This window comes from Mesorhizobium sp. LCM 4577 (genome assembly GCF_001854795.2).
Lineage (GTDB): Bacteria > Pseudomonadota > Alphaproteobacteria > Rhizobiales > Rhizobiaceae > Mesorhizobium > Mesorhizobium plurifarium.
This window is the reverse complement of the sequence record NZ_MDDU01000055.1, coordinates 118,044-136,717: the sequence shown is the minus strand read 5'-3', so window position 1 is coordinate 136,717 and position 18,674 is coordinate 118,044. Positions and strand designations below refer to the sequence as shown.

19 protein-coding genes and 1 tRNA gene are annotated in these 18,674 nt (G+C 63.6%); 9 read left to right on the top strand and 11 right to left on the bottom strand.

Annotated features, from left to right (window positions below; genetic code table 11):
- Window position 1: 1 nt before the first annotated feature.
- The 4 genes from LCM4577_RS32545 to LCM4577_RS32530 form a co-directional block, all read right to left on the bottom strand.
- A complete protein-coding gene (locus LCM4577_RS32545) occupies window positions 2-679 on the bottom strand; it encodes an isochorismatase family protein (protein WP_071033205.1) in 678 nt (225 codons plus the stop codon).
- A 27-nt stretch (window positions 680-706) separates the two neighbouring features.
- Entirely contained in the window at window positions 707-2,005 is a 1,299-nt protein-coding gene (locus LCM4577_RS32540) for a Xaa-Pro peptidase family protein (RefSeq protein ID WP_071074785.1), read from the bottom strand.
- A 297-nt stretch (window positions 2,006-2,302) separates the two neighbouring features.
- Window positions 2,303-3,280, bottom strand: a complete 978-nt coding sequence (locus tag LCM4577_RS32535) for a GlxA family transcriptional regulator (protein WP_071033207.1) — start codon at window positions 3,278-3,280, stop codon at window positions 2,303-2,305.
- Window positions 3,277-3,705: an NUDIX domain-containing protein gene (locus LCM4577_RS32530; protein ID WP_071074784.1), complete on the bottom strand. Its 429-nt coding sequence runs from the start codon at window positions 3,703-3,705 to the stop codon at window positions 3,277-3,279. Before LCM4577_RS32530 ends, LCM4577_RS32535 begins: the two co-directional genes overlap by 4 nt.
- A 90-nt stretch (window positions 3,706-3,795) precedes the next feature.
- Between LCM4577_RS32530 and LCM4577_RS32525 the strand changes: the two genes are divergently transcribed.
- Window positions 3,796-4,305: a GAF domain-containing protein gene (locus LCM4577_RS32525; protein ID WP_040983369.1), complete on the top strand. Its 510-nt coding sequence runs from the start codon at window positions 3,796-3,798 to the stop codon at window positions 4,303-4,305.
- A 25-nt stretch (window positions 4,306-4,330) separates the two neighbouring features.
- Here LCM4577_RS32525 and LCM4577_RS32520 read toward each other — a convergent pair whose 3' ends face one another.
- Window positions 4,331-5,392: a YeiH family protein gene (locus LCM4577_RS32520; RefSeq protein ID WP_071074848.1), complete on the bottom strand. Its 1,062-nt coding sequence runs from the start codon at window positions 5,390-5,392 to the stop codon at window positions 4,331-4,333.
- Between the two features lie 345 nt (window positions 5,393-5,737).
- Here LCM4577_RS32520 and LCM4577_RS32515 point away from each other — a divergent pair, with 345 nt between their 5' ends.
- The 3 genes from LCM4577_RS32515 (at window position 5,738) to LCM4577_RS32505 (ending at window position 8,202) form a co-directional block, all read left to right on the top strand.
- Window positions 5,738-6,205, top strand: coding sequence for an N-acetyltransferase (locus LCM4577_RS32515; RefSeq protein ID WP_071074783.1), 468 nt, complete (start codon window positions 5,738-5,740; stop codon window positions 6,203-6,205).
- The gene (locus tag LCM4577_RS32510; protein WP_071074782.1) at window positions 6,202-6,609 is read left to right on the top strand and encodes an ACT domain-containing protein; all 408 of its coding nucleotides are present in this window, start codon (window positions 6,202-6,204) and stop codon (window positions 6,607-6,609) included. Before LCM4577_RS32515 ends, LCM4577_RS32510 begins: the two co-directional genes overlap by 4 nt.
- 159 nt (window positions 6,610-6,768) lie before the next feature.
- Window positions 6,769-8,202, top strand: coding sequence for an aldehyde dehydrogenase family protein (locus LCM4577_RS32505; RefSeq protein ID WP_071074781.1), 1,434 nt, complete (start codon window positions 6,769-6,771; stop codon window positions 8,200-8,202).
- A gap of 89 nt (window positions 8,203-8,291) precedes the next feature.
- Here the strand turns inward: LCM4577_RS32505 and LCM4577_RS32500 are convergent, their stop codons facing one another.
- On the bottom strand, window positions 8,292-9,074 hold the full coding sequence (locus LCM4577_RS32500; protein ID WP_071074780.1) for an aspartate/glutamate racemase family protein: 783 nt from the start codon (window positions 9,072-9,074) through the stop codon (window positions 8,292-8,294).
- A 131-nt stretch (window positions 9,075-9,205) separates the two neighbouring features.
- Here LCM4577_RS32500 and LCM4577_RS32495 point away from each other — a divergent pair, with 131 nt between their 5' ends.
- Complete coding sequence (locus LCM4577_RS32495; protein WP_071074779.1) at window positions 9,206-10,108, top strand: LysR family transcriptional regulator; 903 nt, start codon at window positions 9,206-9,208, stop codon at window positions 10,106-10,108.
- 70 nt (window positions 10,109-10,178) lie between these two features.
- On the opposite strand, the gene LCM4577_RS32490 is transcribed toward LCM4577_RS32495, so the two are convergent.
- Both LCM4577_RS32490 and LCM4577_RS32485 read right to left on the bottom strand, forming a co-directional pair.
- Window positions 10,179-10,409: a hypothetical protein gene (locus tag LCM4577_RS32490; protein ID WP_131803553.1), complete on the bottom strand. Its 231-nt coding sequence runs from the start codon at window positions 10,407-10,409 to the stop codon at window positions 10,179-10,181.
- A 208-nt stretch (window positions 10,410-10,617) separates the two neighbouring features.
- On the bottom strand, window positions 10,618-10,851 hold the full coding sequence (locus tag LCM4577_RS32485) for a hypothetical protein (RefSeq protein WP_041011524.1): 234 nt from the start codon (window positions 10,849-10,851) through the stop codon (window positions 10,618-10,620).
- 251 nt (window positions 10,852-11,102) lie between these two features.
- On the opposite strand from LCM4577_RS32485, the gene LCM4577_RS32480 reads away from it, so the two are divergent.
- Complete coding sequence (locus tag LCM4577_RS32480) at window positions 11,103-12,632, top strand: winged helix-turn-helix domain-containing protein (RefSeq protein ID WP_071033213.1); 1,530 nt, start codon at window positions 11,103-11,105, stop codon at window positions 12,630-12,632.
- 424 nt (window positions 12,633-13,056) lie between these two features.
- A complete protein-coding gene (locus tag LCM4577_RS32475; RefSeq protein ID WP_071074778.1) occupies window positions 13,057-13,506 on the top strand; it encodes a cupin domain-containing protein in 450 nt (149 codons plus the stop codon).
- Window positions 13,507-13,682: 176 nt separating this feature from the next.
- Here the strand turns inward: LCM4577_RS32475 and LCM4577_RS32470 are convergent.
- A tRNA-Gln gene (locus LCM4577_RS32470) sits at window positions 13,683-13,756 on the bottom strand.
- A 202-nt stretch (window positions 13,757-13,958) separates the two neighbouring features.
- Window positions 13,959-14,891 (bottom strand): YbhN family protein, encoded by a 933-nt coding sequence (locus LCM4577_RS32465; RefSeq protein ID WP_071074777.1) that lies wholly within the window; start codon window positions 14,889-14,891, stop codon window positions 13,959-13,961.
- Between the two features lie 264 nt (window positions 14,892-15,155).
- Here LCM4577_RS32465 and LCM4577_RS32460 point away from each other — a divergent pair, with 264 nt between their 5' ends.
- Entirely contained in the window at window positions 15,156-16,514 is a 1,359-nt protein-coding gene (locus tag LCM4577_RS32460) for a Ppx/GppA phosphatase family protein (protein WP_071033216.1), read from the top strand.
- Window positions 16,514-17,209 carry an RlmE family RNA methyltransferase gene (locus LCM4577_RS32455; RefSeq protein WP_071074776.1) on the top strand — a complete coding sequence of 232 codons (696 nt, stop codon included), beginning with the start codon at window positions 16,514-16,516 and terminating at the stop codon, window positions 17,207-17,209. The genes LCM4577_RS32460 and LCM4577_RS32455 overlap by 1 nt, the downstream gene beginning before the upstream one ends.
- 33 nt (window positions 17,210-17,242) lie before the next feature.
- Here LCM4577_RS32455 and LCM4577_RS32450 read toward each other — a convergent pair whose 3' ends face one another.
- On the bottom strand, window positions 17,243-18,664 hold the full coding sequence (locus LCM4577_RS32450) for an MFS transporter (protein WP_071074775.1): 1,422 nt from the start codon (window positions 18,662-18,664) through the stop codon (window positions 17,243-17,245).
- Between the last annotated feature and the right edge of the window lie 10 nt (window positions 18,665-18,674).

Below are 18,674 nucleotides of genomic sequence, written 5' to 3'. Positions count from 1 at the left end.
GTCAGAGCTCGGCGTAAAGCTGCGCCGCGTTCTCGAAGGTGAAGCGCAGAGGCACCGAGCCCTCGACCTGCCACACCTTCACCGTATCGCCGGCCATCAGCCGGCAGGCGTCCAGCGTGTTGGTGACGGCGCCGCCATAGAGACGGTTGGCGAGGTTGAGGATGCCGGTCTGGTGCATGGCGGCACTCGCGCTGCCGCAGGCGTCCTTCACCAGAAGCACGCGAAACCCGCGCGCCACCGCGTCCTTCACCGTGGCGTCGATGCAGGCCTCGGTCCAGACGCCGGCAATCACCAGCCATTCGATGCCGGCCGCCTTGAGCTTGTCGCCAAAGTCGTTCTTGCCGAAGGCGCTGGCTTCCTGCTTGACCAGCATGGCTTCGCCGTTTTGYGGCGCCACTTCGTGGCAGATCGCGGTCAGCGGATCGTCCTTGTCGGAAAAGGCCGACTTGCCGCTTTCGTCCACCGGGTGGAAAGGCCGCGCCTCGGCGAGGTCGACGATATAGGCCCAGTGGTAAAGCGGCACGAAATTACGCCGCGCCGCCTCCTGCAGGCGCTGCACATTGGCGAGGATGTCGCCAAATCCCTCGACCAGATAGCGCTTGTCCTTGCGATGCTCCTCCTGGAGATCGATGAATACCGCGGCCACCGTACCGCGTCGGATGGAAATGGGCGTTTTCATGCTGGTCTTGCTGTCGATGCGTAGGCGCTACTTGTCAAGAAATTCATCTTCATACGGAAACCGGGAGAGCAGCTCCGTTCCCGTCTCGGTGATCAGGATCTCGTCCTCCAGCTTGACGCCCTCGCGGCCGCCTTTCTCGCCGATATAGCTTTCGACGCTCACCACCATGCCCGGCACGATGATGCCGTCGCGGCCATAGGTCTCGTAATCCATCGAGTGCGCGATGAAAGGCGTCTCGCCATGCATGCCGACGCCATGCATGACAGAGGTGTAGCGCTGGTCGACGAAGCGGTCCGGGATTTTCCACGCCTTCTCGGCGATCTCGCGGAAGGCCATGCCGGGCTTCACGATGCCGATATTGTGCTGCACCTGGTCATGCGCCATGCGGTAGAGCGATTTCTGGTAGGGCGTCGGCTTGCCTGGACCGCAGCGGAAGGTGCGCGAGAAGTCGGAATAATAGCCGTAGCAGCCGATCGTGTCGGTATCGAGCGCGACCAGCTCGCCCGGCCTGATCTTGCGGCCGCTCGCCTCGTTGAACCACGGATTGGTACGCTGTCCCGAGGTGAGCAGCCGCGTCTCGATGAACTCGCCGCCCTGGCGGATCACCTCATGATACATGATGGCGAACAGCTCGTTTTCGGAAACGCCGGGCTTGATCGCCTCGCGCACCGCCGCCACCGCGGCTTCGGCGCCCGCCATCGAGGCCTGCAGGCATTTCACTTCCTCCGGCGTCTTGACCGCGCGTACGGCCAGGATTTCGCCCTGGCAGTCCTTCACCTCGCAGCCGCGCCTTTCCAGTGCCAGCGCCTGCAGATGGCTGCAGCGGTCGAGCCCGAGCTTCATCGACCCGCCGCCATGCTTCTTCAGCAGCTCGGTGATCTCGTCCGCGAACGGCCCGGCGGTCTCGTCGTCGCGGCCGGAGACGGACGACCAGACGAGCTTGGAGGGGCGCGCCTCGTCGATCGTATCGAGCACCATCGAGACATGGTAGCTCTGCGGGTATTCGAACAGCACGACCGGCCCATCGGTGGGCACGAAGAAGTAGCGCGTCGAGTTGCGCAGGAAATAGCCGAACATGTTGCGCGAGCCGGTCGCGTAGCGCTGGTTGTAGGGGTCGAATAAAACGACGCCGCCATAGCCCGCTTCGCGCATCCAGGCGCGCAGCTTGGCGAGCCGGCCCTTGCGCAGCGCATCGGCATCGATGAAAGACGGTTCGGTGTCGGACAGCCACATGYCGCCGGCGGGATCGGCCGCAGCCGGATGGCGCATGCGGTCCTTGAAGTCCACGTCCTCGGTGCTGTCGGGGTCAAATACGACGATGCTCATGGGCGCCTCCTGATGGGGAGACCATAGCCGGATGAGGTTTCTGGCTTGTGCGGCATTCCGCGATTGTTGTGCTGGATACCGCAGAGATGTCGGCGGGACAGCACCCCTCTCTGTCCTGCCGGACATCTCCCCCGCAAGGGGGGAGATTGGATGTCGCCGTCGATTTCGCCAATCGCCGACGTTGCAGAACGAACGCCGTCGGTGGAGCTGCTAATCTCCCCCCTTGCGGGAGAGATGCCCGGCAGGGCAGAGGGGGGTGTGACGGAACTCGGCCTAACCAGAGAGGACGCCGCGCCCCTAATGCCTCCTCATCGCCTTCGGCGCGTGCCCATGCTCCTCGCGAAACGCCCTCGCAAAGCTCGACATCGAAGCAAACCCGCACGCCAGCGCCACGTCGCGCACCATCAGCTTCGAATGTGCCAACAGGTCGGCTGCCCGCTTCAGCCTAAGCCGCCGGTAATATCCATTGGGCGAGATATCCAGCTCGGCGCGGAAATTGCGCTCGAGCTTGTCGGGTGACACGCCGAGCCGTTCCGCCAGCTCCGCCATGCCGAGCCGCTCCTCCACCGCGTCCTCCATGATGGCGATGGCCGACAGCACCAGCTCGTTCTGGATGCCGGTGCGCAATCTGAGTGGCATCAGCTTGCGATCGACGCTCGACCGCAAAGGCGAGTGCACGAACCATTCCGCGACGCCCGCCGCGATCTCGGCGCCGCAGTCGCGCGTGATGATTTCCAGCATCATGTCGAGGCTGCCGACGCCGCCGGCCGAGGTGAAACGCTTGCGGTCGATGACGAAGAGGTCACGCCTGAGCTCGATATCCGGAAAGGCTTCGGTGAAGGCGGCCTGGCTGGTCCAGTGCAAGGTGCAGGCATGGCCGTCGAGCAGGCCGGCGCGGGCGAGGAAGAAGGCAGCGTCGGCGACAGCGCCGATATGCGCGCCGCCGCGCAGGCTTTTGCGGATCCAACTCATCGCCTCATCGGCCACGATATGGTCGGCATCGCCGCCCGAGCAGACGACGATGCGGTCGGCCTTCGGCGCGTCCGCCGCGGAAAAGCCGGGCTGGATGACGACGCCGTTCGACGCTTCGACCGTGCCGGGATCGGCGCCGACGATCACCCAGCGGTAGCGGTCCCGCTTTGCAAGAATGTTGACGGCGCGCAAGGGTTCGATGACCGACGAAAACGCCATCATCGGAAAGCCGGGAAAGACCAGCACCGCGAAGGTGAGGGGCGCTCCGCCCGCCGCCGGTTTTTCCTCGTTGCGTGAACTCATGGCTGGCGGCCGAAGCGCGGCAGCACCACATCGGCGGTGAGCGGCGCCAGTTCCATGCCGCTTGCCAGTTCCGGGCTGAGCCACATCATCTCCTCGATCTCGGCCGCCGGGAGCGGCTCGCCGGTGATAGAGAGTTCGAACAGCTCGGCCTCGACGCGGGCATCCGGCTCATTGGCGGCGGGGGCAGAAAACGAGCCGAGATGGAAGGCAGCGGCCGGATCGACGGCAACGCCCAACTCCTCGCGCAATTCGCGCGCCAGGGCGACGGCCGGCAACTCGCCCGGCTCGATCTTGCCGCCAGCCTGCATGAAGGCGCTCGTGCCGCGCTTGCGGACCAGAAGCAGCCTGCCGCCATCGTCGCGGATCACGGCGGCGGCGATGCGGATCGTCCTGGTCCTTTGTGTTTCGGAATGGYTGGAGGTCACGATAGGCGGTTTCCCGGCGGCGGTTTTGGTGGCAGAGAGAGGTGAACTGTAGCTGGCCGCGCGGCCGGCTTGCAACGGAGAGACAACACGATGTTCGCGGCAACGGCAATCGACACAAGCAATAAGCCGGCCTTCTACAAGGAGTTGGCCACGCAATTGAAAGCGCTGCTGGAAGGCGAGGGCGATTCCGTCGCCAATGCCGCCAACACGGCGGCGCTGATCTATCAGATGGTGCCCGACCTCAACTGGGCCGGCTTCTATTTCCTCGCCTCCGAGGACGAGCTGGTGCTCGGGCCCTTCCAGGGCAAGCCCGCCTGCGTGCGCATCGCCGTCGGCAAGGGTGTCTGCGGCAAGGCCATCGAGCTCGACATGTCGATGCTGGTCAAGGACGTCAACGAATTTCCCGGCCACATCGCCTGCGATGCCGATTCGCGCTCCGAGCTGGTCGTGCTTTTGCGCGACGCCGAAGGCGCGTTCGGCGTGCTCGACCTCGACAGCCCGCTGCCCGGCCGCTTCGACAAGGAAGACCAGGCGGGTATCGAGAAACTCGCCGCGATCTATGTCGCGGCGTGTGAATTCGAGGACGATGGCGAAGACTGAGGGATGAGGCCGGGCCCGGCCTGCCTCAGGCGAGCTTCACCAGCGTCAGGCTGAAGCCCGAGATGAAGAGGAAGGCCGAGAAAGCCAGCATCAGCGGCCGCAGGCCGCGCGAGCGCAGTTCGGAAATGTCGGCCTGCAGGCCCATGGCGGCGAGCCCCATGGTCAGCATCACCTGCGCGGCCAGGGCGATGGCGGCATGGATCTGGGCAGGGATCGCGACCAGGCTGTTCAGCGCCACCACCGCCACAAAAGCCGCAACGAACCAGGGCATCGGCGGTTTGGCGCCGGAAGCATCGGTGTTGCCGCGGCGCGCCGTCAGGCCGAGCGCGATGACCATCGGCGCCAGCATGGCGACGCGTGTCAGCTTGGCGACGGTCGCCGTCTCGCCGGCAAGCGTTCCGTTCTGGAAGCCGGCGCCGATCACCTGCGCCACCTCATGGATCGAGGCGCCCGCCCACAGACCGAAGGCGTGCTGGTCGAGGCCGAAGACCGGCGCCAGCAGCGGGAAGCCCAGCATGGCGACAGTGCCGAACAGCGTGATGGCGGCAACGGCGTAGGTCACGTCCTCGTCGCGCGCATCGGTGACGATGTTGGTGGCGACGATGGCCGAAGCGCCGCAGATCGAGGTGCCGGCGGCGATGAGCTGGGCGAGCTTGCGGTCGACGCCTATCAGCCGGCCGAGCGTGGCGGTGAAGAGGAAGGTGGCGCCGAGCGTGGCGGCGACGATGCCGACACCGCCGAACCCGATGCCCGCCACCTGGCCGAGCGTGAGCTGGAAGCCCAGCAGCACGATGGCGAAGCGCAGCAGGCGCTTTTGCGAGAAGGCGATGCCGGCCTTGGCGTGAGCGGGCATGCCGAGCACGTTGGAATAGATCATGCCGGCGACGACGGCGAGGATCATCGGGCTGAACAAGGTGAGGCCGGAAAAGCCGCGCGCCGAATAAGCGACGCTGGTGATCATCGCCACCAGCACCAGTCCCGGCACAACGCCGGCCAAGATCGCGGTCAGGGCAGGGCGCTCCCGTCCGGCATTGGCCGGGTTCAGGCCGTTTGGAAGATCGTTCGCGGTGACGGGCAGGAAAGACAATTGAATTCTCCAGGCACTTTCGCCGCCGAAATGCCATTCCAAAATCGATCTTTCCAACGAATTATTTGAGTTATAATGATCGATTTTGTCGAACGATGGCGAGCCGCTAATGGGTTGGCCTAATGACCAGCACCGGCCGAGCCTTGACGCTTGCCGGTTCCTGCCCCAGCTTGCCGCGATGTCAACTCTCGCGCCCGCCAATGCCAAGCGACGCCGCCTTCGCCGAGTGCGGAGCGGCAGGCTGATTGCGCGACGATAAGACCCGACACGACAGATCCGGTTCGTTCGTTTCCTGCCCCGCCCGCGACTTCAGCCGGCGGGGTTTTTCATATCGGGAGTCCAGCAATGACGATCAATTCTTCCATCCGGTTCCGGGCGGCCGAGGCGGCAGATGCCGTTGCCATCCGCGATATCGTGCGCGCCGCCTATGCCAAATGGGTACCGGTGATCGGCCGCGAGCCGCTGCCGATGCGCGCCGACTACGAAAAGGCCGTCGCCGAGCATCCGTTCGACCTCGCCGTTGCGCAGGATCGCATTGTCGGCATGCTCGAGACCATGCTCGCCGACGATCACCTCTGGATCGAGAATGTCTGCGTCGCCCCGAACGCGCAGGGCAGGGGAATCGGCCGGCTGTTGCTCGAACGGGCGGAGCACAAGGCGCGCGAAGCCGGGCGTGATGAGCTTCGCCTGCTGACCAACGGCGCGTTCGAAGCGAATGTGTCGCTCTATCGGCGACAGGGTTATACGGTCGACCGGGAAGAGCCGTTCATGAATGGCACGAMCGTCTATATGAGCAAGAGGATCGCCAGATGACCGCCAACCGGAGCGCGACGAAGCCTGCCGGGATCAGGTTGAAGAAACTGCCCGGCTTGTATGCGATTTCGCGGTTGGGAGCCGGGCACGGCATTCCTGATTGGGCAGACGGACCGGGTTTCGTCAGCATCGCCAGAACCGAGGATGAGCTTTCCATCACCTGTCTGCAGGATCGCGTACCGGATAGCGTCAGGCAGGATAGCGACTGGGTCGCCTTCAAATTCGAAGGCCCCTTTGCCTTCGGCGAAACCGGCATCGTGCTGTCGGTCATCAGGCCGCTGTCGGAAAATGGCCTGGGCGTCTTCGTCGTCTCCACCTTCGACGGCGACCATCTGTTGGTGAAGGCTGCAGACGGCGCCGCTGCGATACGCTTGCTGGGCGAGGCAGGGCATACACTGCTCTAGTCGAGAATGCGGTGGCGCCAACTCTGGCGCAACACCCGACGCGCTGGCTCAAGCACTTCTCGCTTGCGTTTGACAGAGCACATGCCGCATCGTTATTTCTGGCGATATACGACGACCATCTCACCACAATCGAGCAAAGCGGTCCGCAGGAGCGAAACCATGTCACACAATCTGCAGTTCTATATCGATGGCGCCTGGGTCGATCCTGTTGTGCCGAATACGCTCGACGTTATCGATCCCTCGAACGAAGACGCTTTCGCGCAGATTTCGCTGGGCTCCAAGGCCGATGTCGACAAGGCGGTGGCCGCCGCCAAGCGCGCCTTCGCCACCTTCGGCTTCACTGAAGTCGAGGAGCGGCTCGACATCCTTAACCGCGTCATCGATGTCTACAAGAAGCGCAGCAAGGACCTTGCGCTCGCCGTCTCGCGCGAGATGGGCGCGCCGCGCCAGATGGCGCTGGACAGCCAGGTCGGCGTCGGCCTTGCGCATCTGGAAAAGATGGCGGAGGTGCTGAAGACTTTCCAGTTCCGCCACGTCAAGGGCTCGTCGCTGATCGTCAAGGAGCCGATCGGCGTCGTCGGCCTGATCACGCCGTGGAACTGGCCRCTCAACCAGATCACCTGCAAGGTCGGTCCGGCGCTCGCCGCCGGCTGCACCATGGTGCTGAAGCCGTCCGAGATCGCGCCGCTCGATGYCATCATCTTCGCCGAGATCATCGATGAGGCCGGCGTGCCGAAGGGCGTGTTCAACCTCGTCAACGGCGACGGCCCGACCGTCGGCCAGGCTCTGGCCAGCCACTCGGATGTCGACATGATGTCCTTCACCGGCTCGACGCGGGCGGGCATCCTGGTCGCCAAGGCGGCGGCCGACACGGTCAAGCGCGTGCATCAGGAGCTCGGCGGCAAATCGGCGAACATCCTGTTCCCGGATGTCGATCTGGAGCGGGCGGTCACCAAGGGCGTCGCCGGCTGCTTCGGCAACAGCGGCCAGTCGTGCAACGCGCCGACCCGCATGTTCGTGCCGCGCGACCGTCACGACGAGGCGGCAGGCTATGCGAAGAAGGCGGCGGAGAAATTCACCGTCGGCCCAGCCGACGCGCCTACCTCCAAGCTCGGCCCCGTGGTGAGCCAGATCCAGTTCGACAAGATCCAGGATCTGATCCAGAGCGGCATAGATGAAGGCGCCACCTTGGTCGCTGGCGGTCCCGGCCGTCCGGCCGAACTCAACCGCGGTTACTATGTCCGCCCGACCGTCTTCGCCAACGTCACGCACCACATGCGCATCGCGAGGGAAGAGATCTTCGGGCCAGTACTGTCGATCATGCCTTACGACACGGTGGAGCAGGCGGTCGAGCAGGCCAACGATACCGTCTACGGCCTGGCCTCCTACATCCAGGCCAAGGACATCGAGAAGGCGCGCCAGGCAGCGGCCCGCATGCGCTCCGGCAATGTCTACATCAACTACCCAACCTGGGACGCCGGCCTGCCGTTCGGCGGCTACAAGCAGTCCGGCAACGGCCGCGAATATGCCGAATACGGCCTGGAGGATTTCCTCGAGATCAAGGGCATCGCCGGCTACGAGGCGGCGGAGTAGGGCCCGCGCGCGGAGGAACAGGCCTCCGAAGAAGCTTAGGAAGGGCGCGGTCTCGGCCGCGCCTTTTCCATTTGGGCTGGTCGCGCGGGTCAGACATGGCCGTAGAAATCCCGGTGCACGGTGACGGAATAGGCGTAGTCCAGCAGGGTCGACCAGCTGAACACGGGCATGTCGATCTCCCGCTGTATCGCCCGGCCGAAGGGCTGAAACCCGGTGCATTCCAGCACCATGGCTCCCATGCGAGGATGGGCGGCGGCGAAATCCTTCGCCACCTTGACGATATCGCGCTCCGCCAGGCCGTAATCGGCGGTCGGGATTTCTGGCCGGATGTCCTTTGTCCAGAGACTGTCGAACTGGGGCGTCTTCCCGTCGTCCTTGGCGCCGTGAACGACATAGTTCGTCCCGAGCGTCACACCCACTGACGTGAGATGCCGGTCACTGAGCCGGTCGCCCTCGGCGACGAGAATGCCGACGACCCTTTCGGGGCCGATCGTCATCTGGGCGAGAGGTACCTGCAGCAGGCTCGACGCCAAGACCGGCACGTCGACACTTGCCGCGATCTCCTTCTGGAACCAGGCGAAGTAGCCGCATTCGGCGGCGATCGCCCGGCATCCCATGCGTTCCAGTTTCCGCGCGGCCCTGACGATCGGCTCCAGCAAGGCTTTCTTGTCGTCGCCGCGTACGAGGTTCTGGATGTCGACGCCTTCGGCGATTTCGTACTGGATCGGAAAGGGATAGGCGCTCGCGTTTCGCACATCGCCGGGAAATCCCGGGTACACCTCGTCGAGGATGATGATGCCCAGGCCCATTCCGTAGCAGGAATGATTCCTGCGGGCATGAATTCTGTGGATCCCTGAATCGCGAGCCGTCATCCCAAGCCTCCGCACATCGTTGCAGCGGACGCTAGTTGCTTATGAATACGGCAGGAAATAACGTTTCTTTATGATGGTTCGAAGGTTCTTATGGAGGCATTGCCATGCTTTCCCGACGGGACGAAATATCCGTGCGCCGCGTGCGCAGCCTGCTGACGGTGCTGGAATTGAACTCGTTCACCCAGGCGGCGGACGCGCTGGGCCTTACCCAGCCGGCCATCTCGCAGCACGTCACGCAGTTGGAGAGACAACTGGGCTTCGCGCTGCTGGTTCGCGACCGTGAAGGGCTTCGGCTCAGCCCTGCCGGCAGCTCGCTGCTGCCGGGCCTCCGTCGGCTCGTTGCGGGCAACGAGGCGATTGTCGATCAACTTGCCTCGCTAAGCCTCGGTACCGAACAGATCCTGCGGGTTGCCAGCGTGGCTTCCTTTGCCGCGATGTTCATCGGCCCCGCCTTCCTTGCGCTGAGGCCCAGGTTTCCGAGCCATGTGCTCGATATCGTGGAGATCGACAGCGAGGTGACGTTCCAGCTTGTGAGGTCGAATGAGATCGATTTCGGCATCAGCAGCGTCTTCGTCGCATCGCCCGGCCTCCTGTTCGAGCCGCTTTGCCAGGACGGCGCCTGCGTCGTCCTGTCGACGTCGCATCCGCTTGCCGCGCGGTCCGAGTTGGGTGATGAGGATGTGCTTGCCGAGCCCTTCATCCGCTTTCCCTCGGGAACGACATCGGGCAACTGGCTCGCCATGATGTCCGAGCGATCCGGCCTGCAGCCAAAAACCGTCGTCGAAGTGCGCCAGCTTATGACCGGTTGCCAGCTCGCGCAGCAGAATATCGGCCTGACTGTCGTCCCCGAGATCGCCGCCAGATCATGCCCGCTGCCCGGCCTCGCCGTGATTCCCTTGCGGGATGGCCTGCCGCCGCGCAAGCTGGGCGTGGTCACTAGTGAGTTTCACCAGGCCTCGCAATTCGAGAACGCCGTTCTCTCAAAGCTGCGTGAAATGGCCTGGCAGTCCCAGGGTGTCCAAGCCCTCCGGTAGGTGCGGTGAAGCGCAAAAAAAGCCCCGCAGGCGAGATGCCTGCGGGGCTCTTTTTCAGCGGACGTGCCGATTAACGACGATCGCTTCCGCGACCATCATTGTGGCTGCCATGCGTGCCGTTCAGGCAATGGGTCCAGTAATCGCCAGGGTTGACGCAGGAATTGACTGTTGCCTGCTGAGCATAGGCCGAGCCGGCCAGACCGGATACAGCAACAATGGTGAGAATTGCATGAAGGATCTTGAAATAAGCGCGGGATGCCGGCCATCCAAAGCGGATGCGAAACGGGCTGTCGTTCGACAATCAATTGGATATTTGCTGGCCGGTAATGCCGATAGCGAAACATTTGTCGTCGAACACTCGGGGCGCGATCTGAGATAGCGATGGCTCGGAAGCCTGACGCCGATGCGCCCGTGGCAATCATCGCCTTGCGAGCTTCGGCTAACGCGCCGTAGCCGCCGCGCGTCTCGGCACCTCCCGAGTTCGTCGCAAACGTGTCGACGTTTGCGGCTTACCCGCGCCCCGCCTCGATGATGCCGACCATTGCCCGGGTAAACTCGACCATGCTGTTTGCCGTGATGGCCGCATTGTCGGGAGACTGCCCTATATGCTCGGCTGCTCCGCAACATGACCGGCGGATGCTGTCGTAGTATGGATCTCTTTCATCGTCCGGCATTGTCGCCAAATTCAGGGCGCGACGATGGATCATGCGCAATATCTGCGCCAATGCTGTTTCGACACTCATGCGTTTGCTCCGCATCGGTCGAGCGTCTCGGCACATTGAGCGCCGGATCGTCGATCGGGGGACATTCCCGATTCGAGCAGGCTGCACCCTAGCTGTTAATATATCGTTGATTGCTAATATGTTCGGCAATCAAACGGAAATTGGCCAAGCAGGACTGTCTGTCGAAGAAGCCTTTCCCAACGCGGCGATGGTGAGCAACGAGGGCAGACTGTCGGTTCCACCTACGCAGCCAGTGGGCTAGAACTGAGCTCATGGTGGACGCCAAATACTCCTTCGGTTCGTTTGTTCTTGACCCGCTGACCGGTATCCTGACGCGGGATGGCGAGCCGCTGTCCATAGGGCAACGCGGCGTGGCGCTGCTTACTGCTCTCATCGAGGCGCGCGGCGAGCCGGTCTCCAAGGATACGCTGTTTGAGCGCGGCTGGCCGGGCCTGACGGTCGAAGAGGCCAACCTTTCAGTCCAGATCGCGGCACTTCGCAAGGTTCTGGGCCGCGCGGAGAACGGAGCGGAATGGATCGCGACGGTTCCTCGGTTCGGGTACCGCTTGCTGCGAACGCTCACGCGCGGTGACGACTACCTTTCGGAGCCGAAACGCCCTGTCATTGCGGTGCTTCCTTTCAGAGACCCATCTGGAGCCGGCGATTCAGCTTATTTCGCGGAGGGTGTCGTCGAGGGAATCGTCGCCGCCTTGTCCCGCTTCCGAGGGCTCTCCGTCACACCMACCCTCACAGCCGCTGCAGCTTTGGCACACAACTCCTCGCCGGGGGACATCGCAGCGGCGCTAGGCGTCCGCTATCTCCTACAAGGCTCCGTGCTTCGTTCGGGCGAACGGGTTCGTGTCAGCGCACATTTGCTCGATGCGCCCCACGCCAGTCAGCTCTGGGCTGAGCGCTTCGAAGGGGTCGTTGCCGACCTCTTCGACCTTGAAGACCGGGTCACCGAGGCGATCGTAGGCCTGGTCGAGCCCGCCATCAGTCGGGCGGAAATCGAGCGTGCTCGGCGAAAGAGACCGGAGAGTCTGGATGCCTATGACCTATACCTGCGAGCACTTCCGCTCTTTCGAACCATCGAGCCGACGGCGCGCGCCGAGGCAATTCGCTTGCTTGAAGAATGTGTGAGGCTCGATCCGGACTTTGCCGCCGGATTGGCGCAAGCGGCCTGGGCATATGAGCGACAAGACACATTTGGAACAGGCATGAGCGACACTGAACGAAGACGTTCGCTCGAACTTGCCGAACGTGCCGCCGAATTGGGACATGATGATCCGCAAGTCGTCGCCATTTCGGCTTTGATCCTCATTATCATTGGCGGCCAGCGTGAGCGCGGCCTTGCAATGCTTGCTGAGGCTCGCCTCGCCAACCCGAATAACCCAACCGTGCTATCGCTCTTCGCCTTCTGCAATGTGCTGGTCGGTGACCTGGAACTGGGAAGGCAAACGTTCTTGAAAGCGTATGAGATTTCTCCCGCGGCGCTTGTAAACTACGAAATCCTACTGGGCATCAGCTGCTCCCACATTTTCAGCAAGGAGTTTGAGGCCGGTGTCGAATGGGCGCTTAGGAGCATCGCCGCCAATGGGGAATGGCTGGCGTCCTGGTACACCTTGGCGGCTGCTTACGGGCACCTCGGCCAAGTTGAGAAAGCCAAACAGGCAGTCGAAAGAGTTTTGGTCCTCGCTCCCTATCTGCGCATGTCGCATTTCGAAAGGTTAGATCGGCGCCCCAATCACGAGCGCTATCGTATTCTTGCCGACGGGCTTCGCAGGGCAGGCCTGCCGGACTGAGCGCTCGCGAATTTTCGAGAGATTTTGGAGGCCTTTTGGGACACAAACCGCCAGATGAGCCGAGACTGCCGCTGTCGTTGATCGACAGGAGGTGGTTATGTCCCAAGCCATTGGAATATCTAGAAGTTCGTTCTTGCGCGCCGTATCTCGGCTTCTCGGTGCAGTTAGGCACTTATTGCCCAAGTGGCAGCCTCCAGTCCAAACCGAGCTCCCTTCGACAATGACCGTGGTCGAATGGGCTGATCTTCCAACCTGGCATCCCACGTCCCCTGAGGACTAGGGGCGGGCTACCCAGAGTCTTGGCCGGCGGGCGGACGCTGGCATGAAAGCTGCCGAGAGCCCATCCGCGGCGGTGGCGGGCGCGAGCAGCCATTCTCCGGAGAGCTTTATAATATACCCGCCGCGTGGAGAGCGGAGACATGCCATGAAGACGACGCTTGCCGCGTATAGTCTGGAAGCCGGTGAGGGCGAGCGGCTGCATTTCAGCGGCGCTGATTTCCTCGTCAAGGCATCCGCCGATACCACCGGCGGCGCCTTTTCGGTTGTTGAGGAGATCGATCCCCTGGATACGCCCCTTCATTGCCATGCGAACGAAGACGAGCTTTTTTACGTGATCGAGGGCGAGCATGTCTTCCGTTGCCGTGACCGGGATTTTCGGGTGGGACCGGGYGGAACGATGTTCGCGCCGCGGGGCGTTCCGCATGCCCATCGGCGTATCGTGCCGCGCACCGGTCGTTTTCTGACGATAACGTCGCCGGCGGGGTTTGAGCGTTTCTTCCGGGACCTTTCGCAGGCTGAGGCAAGCGGTGCATCGATGCCCGAGGTCTATGCGGCAATGTCGCGCAAGTACGGCATAAAGTGGCTGAAGGACTAAGGGCGGGTGATGACCTTCGATGCCATGATGTTGGATCCATCATACAGACGTGGTGGATTCGCGCTCGCAGCATGAAGGCGGCTATCCGACTTTTCTCGATCCGTACCCACAAAGCCGCAACACTTGGCAGTCTCTAACGTTCGCTAACGTATTGAAAATCCATGAAAAAAGAAGCTTGGCTGGGGAACCTGGATTCGAACCAGGACTAACGGAGTCAGAGTCCGTGGGTCTACCGTTAACCTATTCCCCAGCAGGCGCGGCCCGTGCCGTGCAAAGCGGGCGGCTATGTGCCGCGAGCGCTGCCTTGTAGCCGCCATCGAAAAATAGTCAAGCCCGCAGCTGAGTTCAATCGCAGCCTTTTTGAAGCCTTTGTCCGATGCATGTCATTCGCCCAAAGCGCTCCGCGCTTTTGGCGACATGCGTTGGCGGCTCGGCCGGGCGGGCGGAAGGCTTCAGCTCTCGCCGCGGCTGTACTGCGAATGCTCGAAATAGAGCACCACGCCAAGGCCGATCAGCAGCGGAATGATGAGATAGAACAGGCGGAACACCAGAAGTGCTGCAAGCACGCCGACCGGATCCATGTCGGAAAGGCCGGTGAGGAAGACGACCTCGAACACGCCGAGCGCGCCCGGCGCATGCGACAGCAGCCCGATCGAGAACGACACCATGAACACGCCGAGCACGACGAAAWAGCCGGGATTGCCGGCATCCGGCAGGGCAAAGTAGATGATCGCCGCGGCGCCGAGCAGCTCGACCGGCCCAACCAGCAACTGTCGCGCCACGATCTGCAGCGCGGGGTAGTGGAGCTGGAAGCTGCCTATCTTCAAAGGCCTCAGCCGAAGCCAACTGCCGAAGGCATACGCGCCGACGAGGATGAGCATGGCGAGCCCCGCGGCAAAGGCGGCGCCATGGTGGGGCGCGCCGGTGAAGCGGTCGATGATCTGCGGCTCGAACAACAGAACGAGGCCGCCGAGGAAAACGCTGGACAGGATGAAGGTGAACCAGCAGATCGCCACCAGCACGCCGACCTCCTGGCCGGTCAGCCCCCGCGTGGCGTAGGCGCGATAGCGGATCACCGCGCCGGAAAATACCGAGCCGCCGATATTGTGCGACACCGCGTAGGTGGTGAAGGAGCAGAGCGTGACGAACAGCCACGATACTTTTTTGCCGATATGCAGCAGCGCTATGTGGTCGTAGCCGGCGAGCGAGGCATAGGCGACGACCGAGCTCAGCGCCGCGAGCACCCAATCGCRCGGCGGGATGGCGGCGATGCCGGCCCAGACATCGTCGAGCGAAATGCCGCGCAGTTCGTGGATGAGCAGCCACAGCGAGAACGCCACCGCCGCGATGCCTATGACCGGCCAGAAATAGCGCCTCCAATTCATGGCGTCGTCATCATGCGCTGCAGCTCACTGATTTGATGTTGCCCGACCCCTTCGAACCCGCATTTGAGACATGCCTGATTGAAGCCGGCTATTCAACCGGCAAGACATTGCCCCAACGTGATCTCGGCAAATGTGAGGTTGGCGAAATTCGGCCTCGCGCTCTTGGTGATTGCGAACGGCGCTGCTACTCTGGCGCCAACTTGAAACAAATCGAGGTGCCTGCTGCGTCCGTTCCCGGTTCGCGCGGCGCCGGAAGGAACTGAAGTGGAAGACCACGATACCGGCGCGGGCGCGTCGGCAGTGGGTATGTCCGGGGCATCGCCGGCGCAGTCGGCGGGCCCGCAGCCGGCGCGATTCAGCCGCCACGCGGGTGCGCATCCCAGACATGCCGACCCCAGACATGCCGGCCAGAGACAAACCGGCCAAGCCGACCAGCATGGCGATCAGCCGAAAGGCAAGACGCGCAAGCGCCGCAAGCGCAAGCGCGGCCGCAAGGTGTTCGCGCGCGACGAGAACGGCGTCGTGCCGCAGTTGGCGGCTGCCGCCACGGCGGCAAGCCAGCCTCAGAGCGTGCCTTCGCAGGTTGAGCCAAGGCTGACGGCCCCGCAGCGTCCGCCGCGACCGGAATTGCCCGTCTTTGCCGCGCTCGACCTCGGCACCAACAATTGCCGGTTGCTGGTCGCGGTGCCTGGCCGTCACGGCCAGTTTCGCGTCATCGACGCTTTCTCGCGCATCGTCAGATTGGGCGAGGGGCTGACGGCGAGCGGCCGGCTCAGCCAGGCGGCGATGGACCGCGCTGTCGAGGCGCTGAAGATCTGCGGCGAGAAGCTGCGCAACCGCAAGATCAGGAAAGCCAGGCTGATCGCCACCGAGGCCTGCCGCTCGGCCGCCAACGGCGTCGAGTTTCTCGATCGCGTCGAGCGCGAGGCCGGGCTGAAGCTCGAGATCATCGACCGCCAGACCGAGGCCCGCCTTGCCGTTTCCGGCTGCGGCTCGCTGGTCGAGCGCGACACGCAAGGCGTGGTGCTGTTCGATATTGGCGGCGGCTCGTCGGAAATCGCGCTGATCGACCTGACCGGACGGCGCTCTCCGCGGCTCGCCAACCACATCGTCTCCTGGACGTCGCTGCCCGTCGGCGTCGTCTCGCTCGCGGAGCGCTTCGGCGGCCGCACGGTGACGCGCGAGACTTTTGCCGCAATGGTCGAGGACGTGGCCGCCCGGCTGAAGGCCTTCGACGGCCGCGACCGGCTCGCGCATGTGCTGGCTAGCCCCAACTTCCATCTGCTCGGCACTTCCGGCACGGTGACGACGCTCGCCGGCGTGCATCTCGATCTCGATCGCTACGACCGCCGCCGCGTCGATGGCCTCTGGATGGACCGCGACAGCGTCGACCGCATGATAGAGCGGCTGATCGGCTGGGATTTCCAGCAGCGCTGCGCCAACCCCTGCATCGGCGCCGACCGCGCCGATCTCGTTCTCGCCGGCTGCGCCATCCTGGAGGCGATCCGCGGTGTGTGGCCGTCCGAGCGGCTGCGCGTCGCCGACCGCGGCCTGCGCGAGGGGATTTTGAGCGAGCTGATGGCCGATGACGGCGTCTGGCGCAGTGAGGGGCGTGGCCGGTGATGAGCAAGAAACCCGAAAAGCCGGGCTTGGGAAACATTCGCGTCCTCAAGACCAGGATCAAGAAGAAGAGCGGCTTGAAGGAATCCTCGCGCCGTTGGCTCGAGCGCCACATGAACGATCCTTATGTGCAGCGCTCCAAGGCCGATGGCTACCGCTCCCGCGCCGCCTACAAGCTGATCGAGATCGACGACAAGCATCATCTGCTGAAGCCCGGCATGAAGGTGATCGACCTCGGTGCTGCCCCCGGTGGCTGGTGCCAGGTGGCGGCCGCGCGGACCAAGTCGAGCGCTGAAAATCCGCACGTTGTCGGCATCGACTATCTCGAAATGGATCCGGTTCCGGGCGCCGTCATCCTGCAGATGGATTTCCTCGACCCCGACGCGCCGCAGAAACTGGCCGAAGCGCTTGGCGGCCAGCCGGATATTGTGCTGTCCGACATGGCGGCGCCTACGACAGGGCACCGCCGCACCGACCACCTGCGCACCATGCATCTGTGCGAAGTGGCGGCCGAATTCGCGCTGCATGTCCTGAAGCCCGGCGGGCATTTTCTTGCCAAGACATTCCAGGGCGGCGCTGAGAACGAGCTCTTGTCACTGCTGAAGCAGAACTTCCGCTCGGTCCATCATGTGAAGCCGCCGGCCTCGCGCGACGAATCGGTGGAGCTTTACCTGCTGGCGAAGGAGTTCAAAGGCTAACGCCTTCTCTACAAGGGGAGAAGGAAGGCGTGCTCACTTCCCCGCCGTCCCAACCGTTTCCAGCGTCTTCGGCGTGGTCAGCCGCCCATGGCCCGAGACGGCATTGCCGGCCTCCGGCCCAAGCCGCATGAAGGTGATCGAGGCTGCCGCCGAGACGGCTGCCACGATGAAGAAGGCGATGTGGAAATCCCGCAAGGTCAGCGGCCCGCCATGGATAGAGGTCGACACTTCGAGGATGCCGCCGGCCAGCGCCACGCCCATTGCGATCGACAATTGCTGGAAAACCGCGGTGATCGGCGTCGCCTTGCTGGAGTCTGCGGGCGTGATCTCGGCATAGGAAAGTGCATTGACGCCGGTGAAGAACATCGAGCGGATGAAGCCGCCGACCAGAAGGATCGCCAGCATCAGCGCGTAGGGCGTCTGCGGCGTGAACAGGCCGTAGATGGCGATCGAGGCGGCCGCGACCAGCGAGCCCCAGATCAGCACGCGCCGGAAGCCGGCAAGCCGGAACAGCAGTGCCGTGACGAACTTCATGCCGATGGCGCCGATCGCCGAGACGAAGGTGATCATGCCCGACTGGAACGGCGTCAGTCCGAAGCCGATCTGGAACATCAGCGGCAGAAGGAACGGCACCGCGCCGATACCGACGCGAAACAGCGAGCCGCCGAGCACCGAGGACCGGAAGACCTGGTTGCGGAACAGCTCCAGCGCCAGCAGCGGGTTCTTGGCGCGGCGGGCATGGAGCAGATAAAGCAAGCCGGAGATCACCCCGACCGCCACCGTGATGAAGCCGGCCATCGGCGGCAGCGCCGGCAGGCTGACGACGGAAAGGCCGAAGACGACGCCGGACGCTGCGAGACCGCTGAGCACAAATCCCGGGAAATCGAGCGGCGGGGTCTCCGTCGGCTCGGTTTCGGGTAAGAACCGCGTGGCGAGCCACATGCCCAGCAACCCGATCGGCACGTTGATCAGAAAGATCCAGTGCCAGGTGAAATAGGTGGTGATGAAGCCGCCAATCGGCGGCCCGACGAGCGGTCCGACCAGCGCCGGCACGGTCAGCCAGGCCATCGCCGCGACCAGTTCGTTCTTCGGCGTGGCGCGCACCAGCACCAGGCGTCCGACGGGTGTCATCATCGCGCCGCCTATGCCTTGCAGGAAGCGCGACACCACGAAAGCCGGCAGCGAATTGGAAAAGGCGCAGGCGACCGAGCCGGCGATGAAGACGCCGATCGCGGCGCGGAACACGGTCTTGGCGCCGAACCGGTCCGCCATCCAGCCGCTGATCGGAATGAAGATCGCCAGCGACACCAGATAAGCCGTCAAAGCCAGCTTCAGCGCGATCGGGCTGGTGTGGATGTCGATGGCGATCGCCGGCAGCGACGTCGCGATCACGGTCGAATCCATGTTCTCCATGAAAAGTGCGACCGCCAGGATAAGCGGGATGATGCGGTTCAAGGGGAAACGC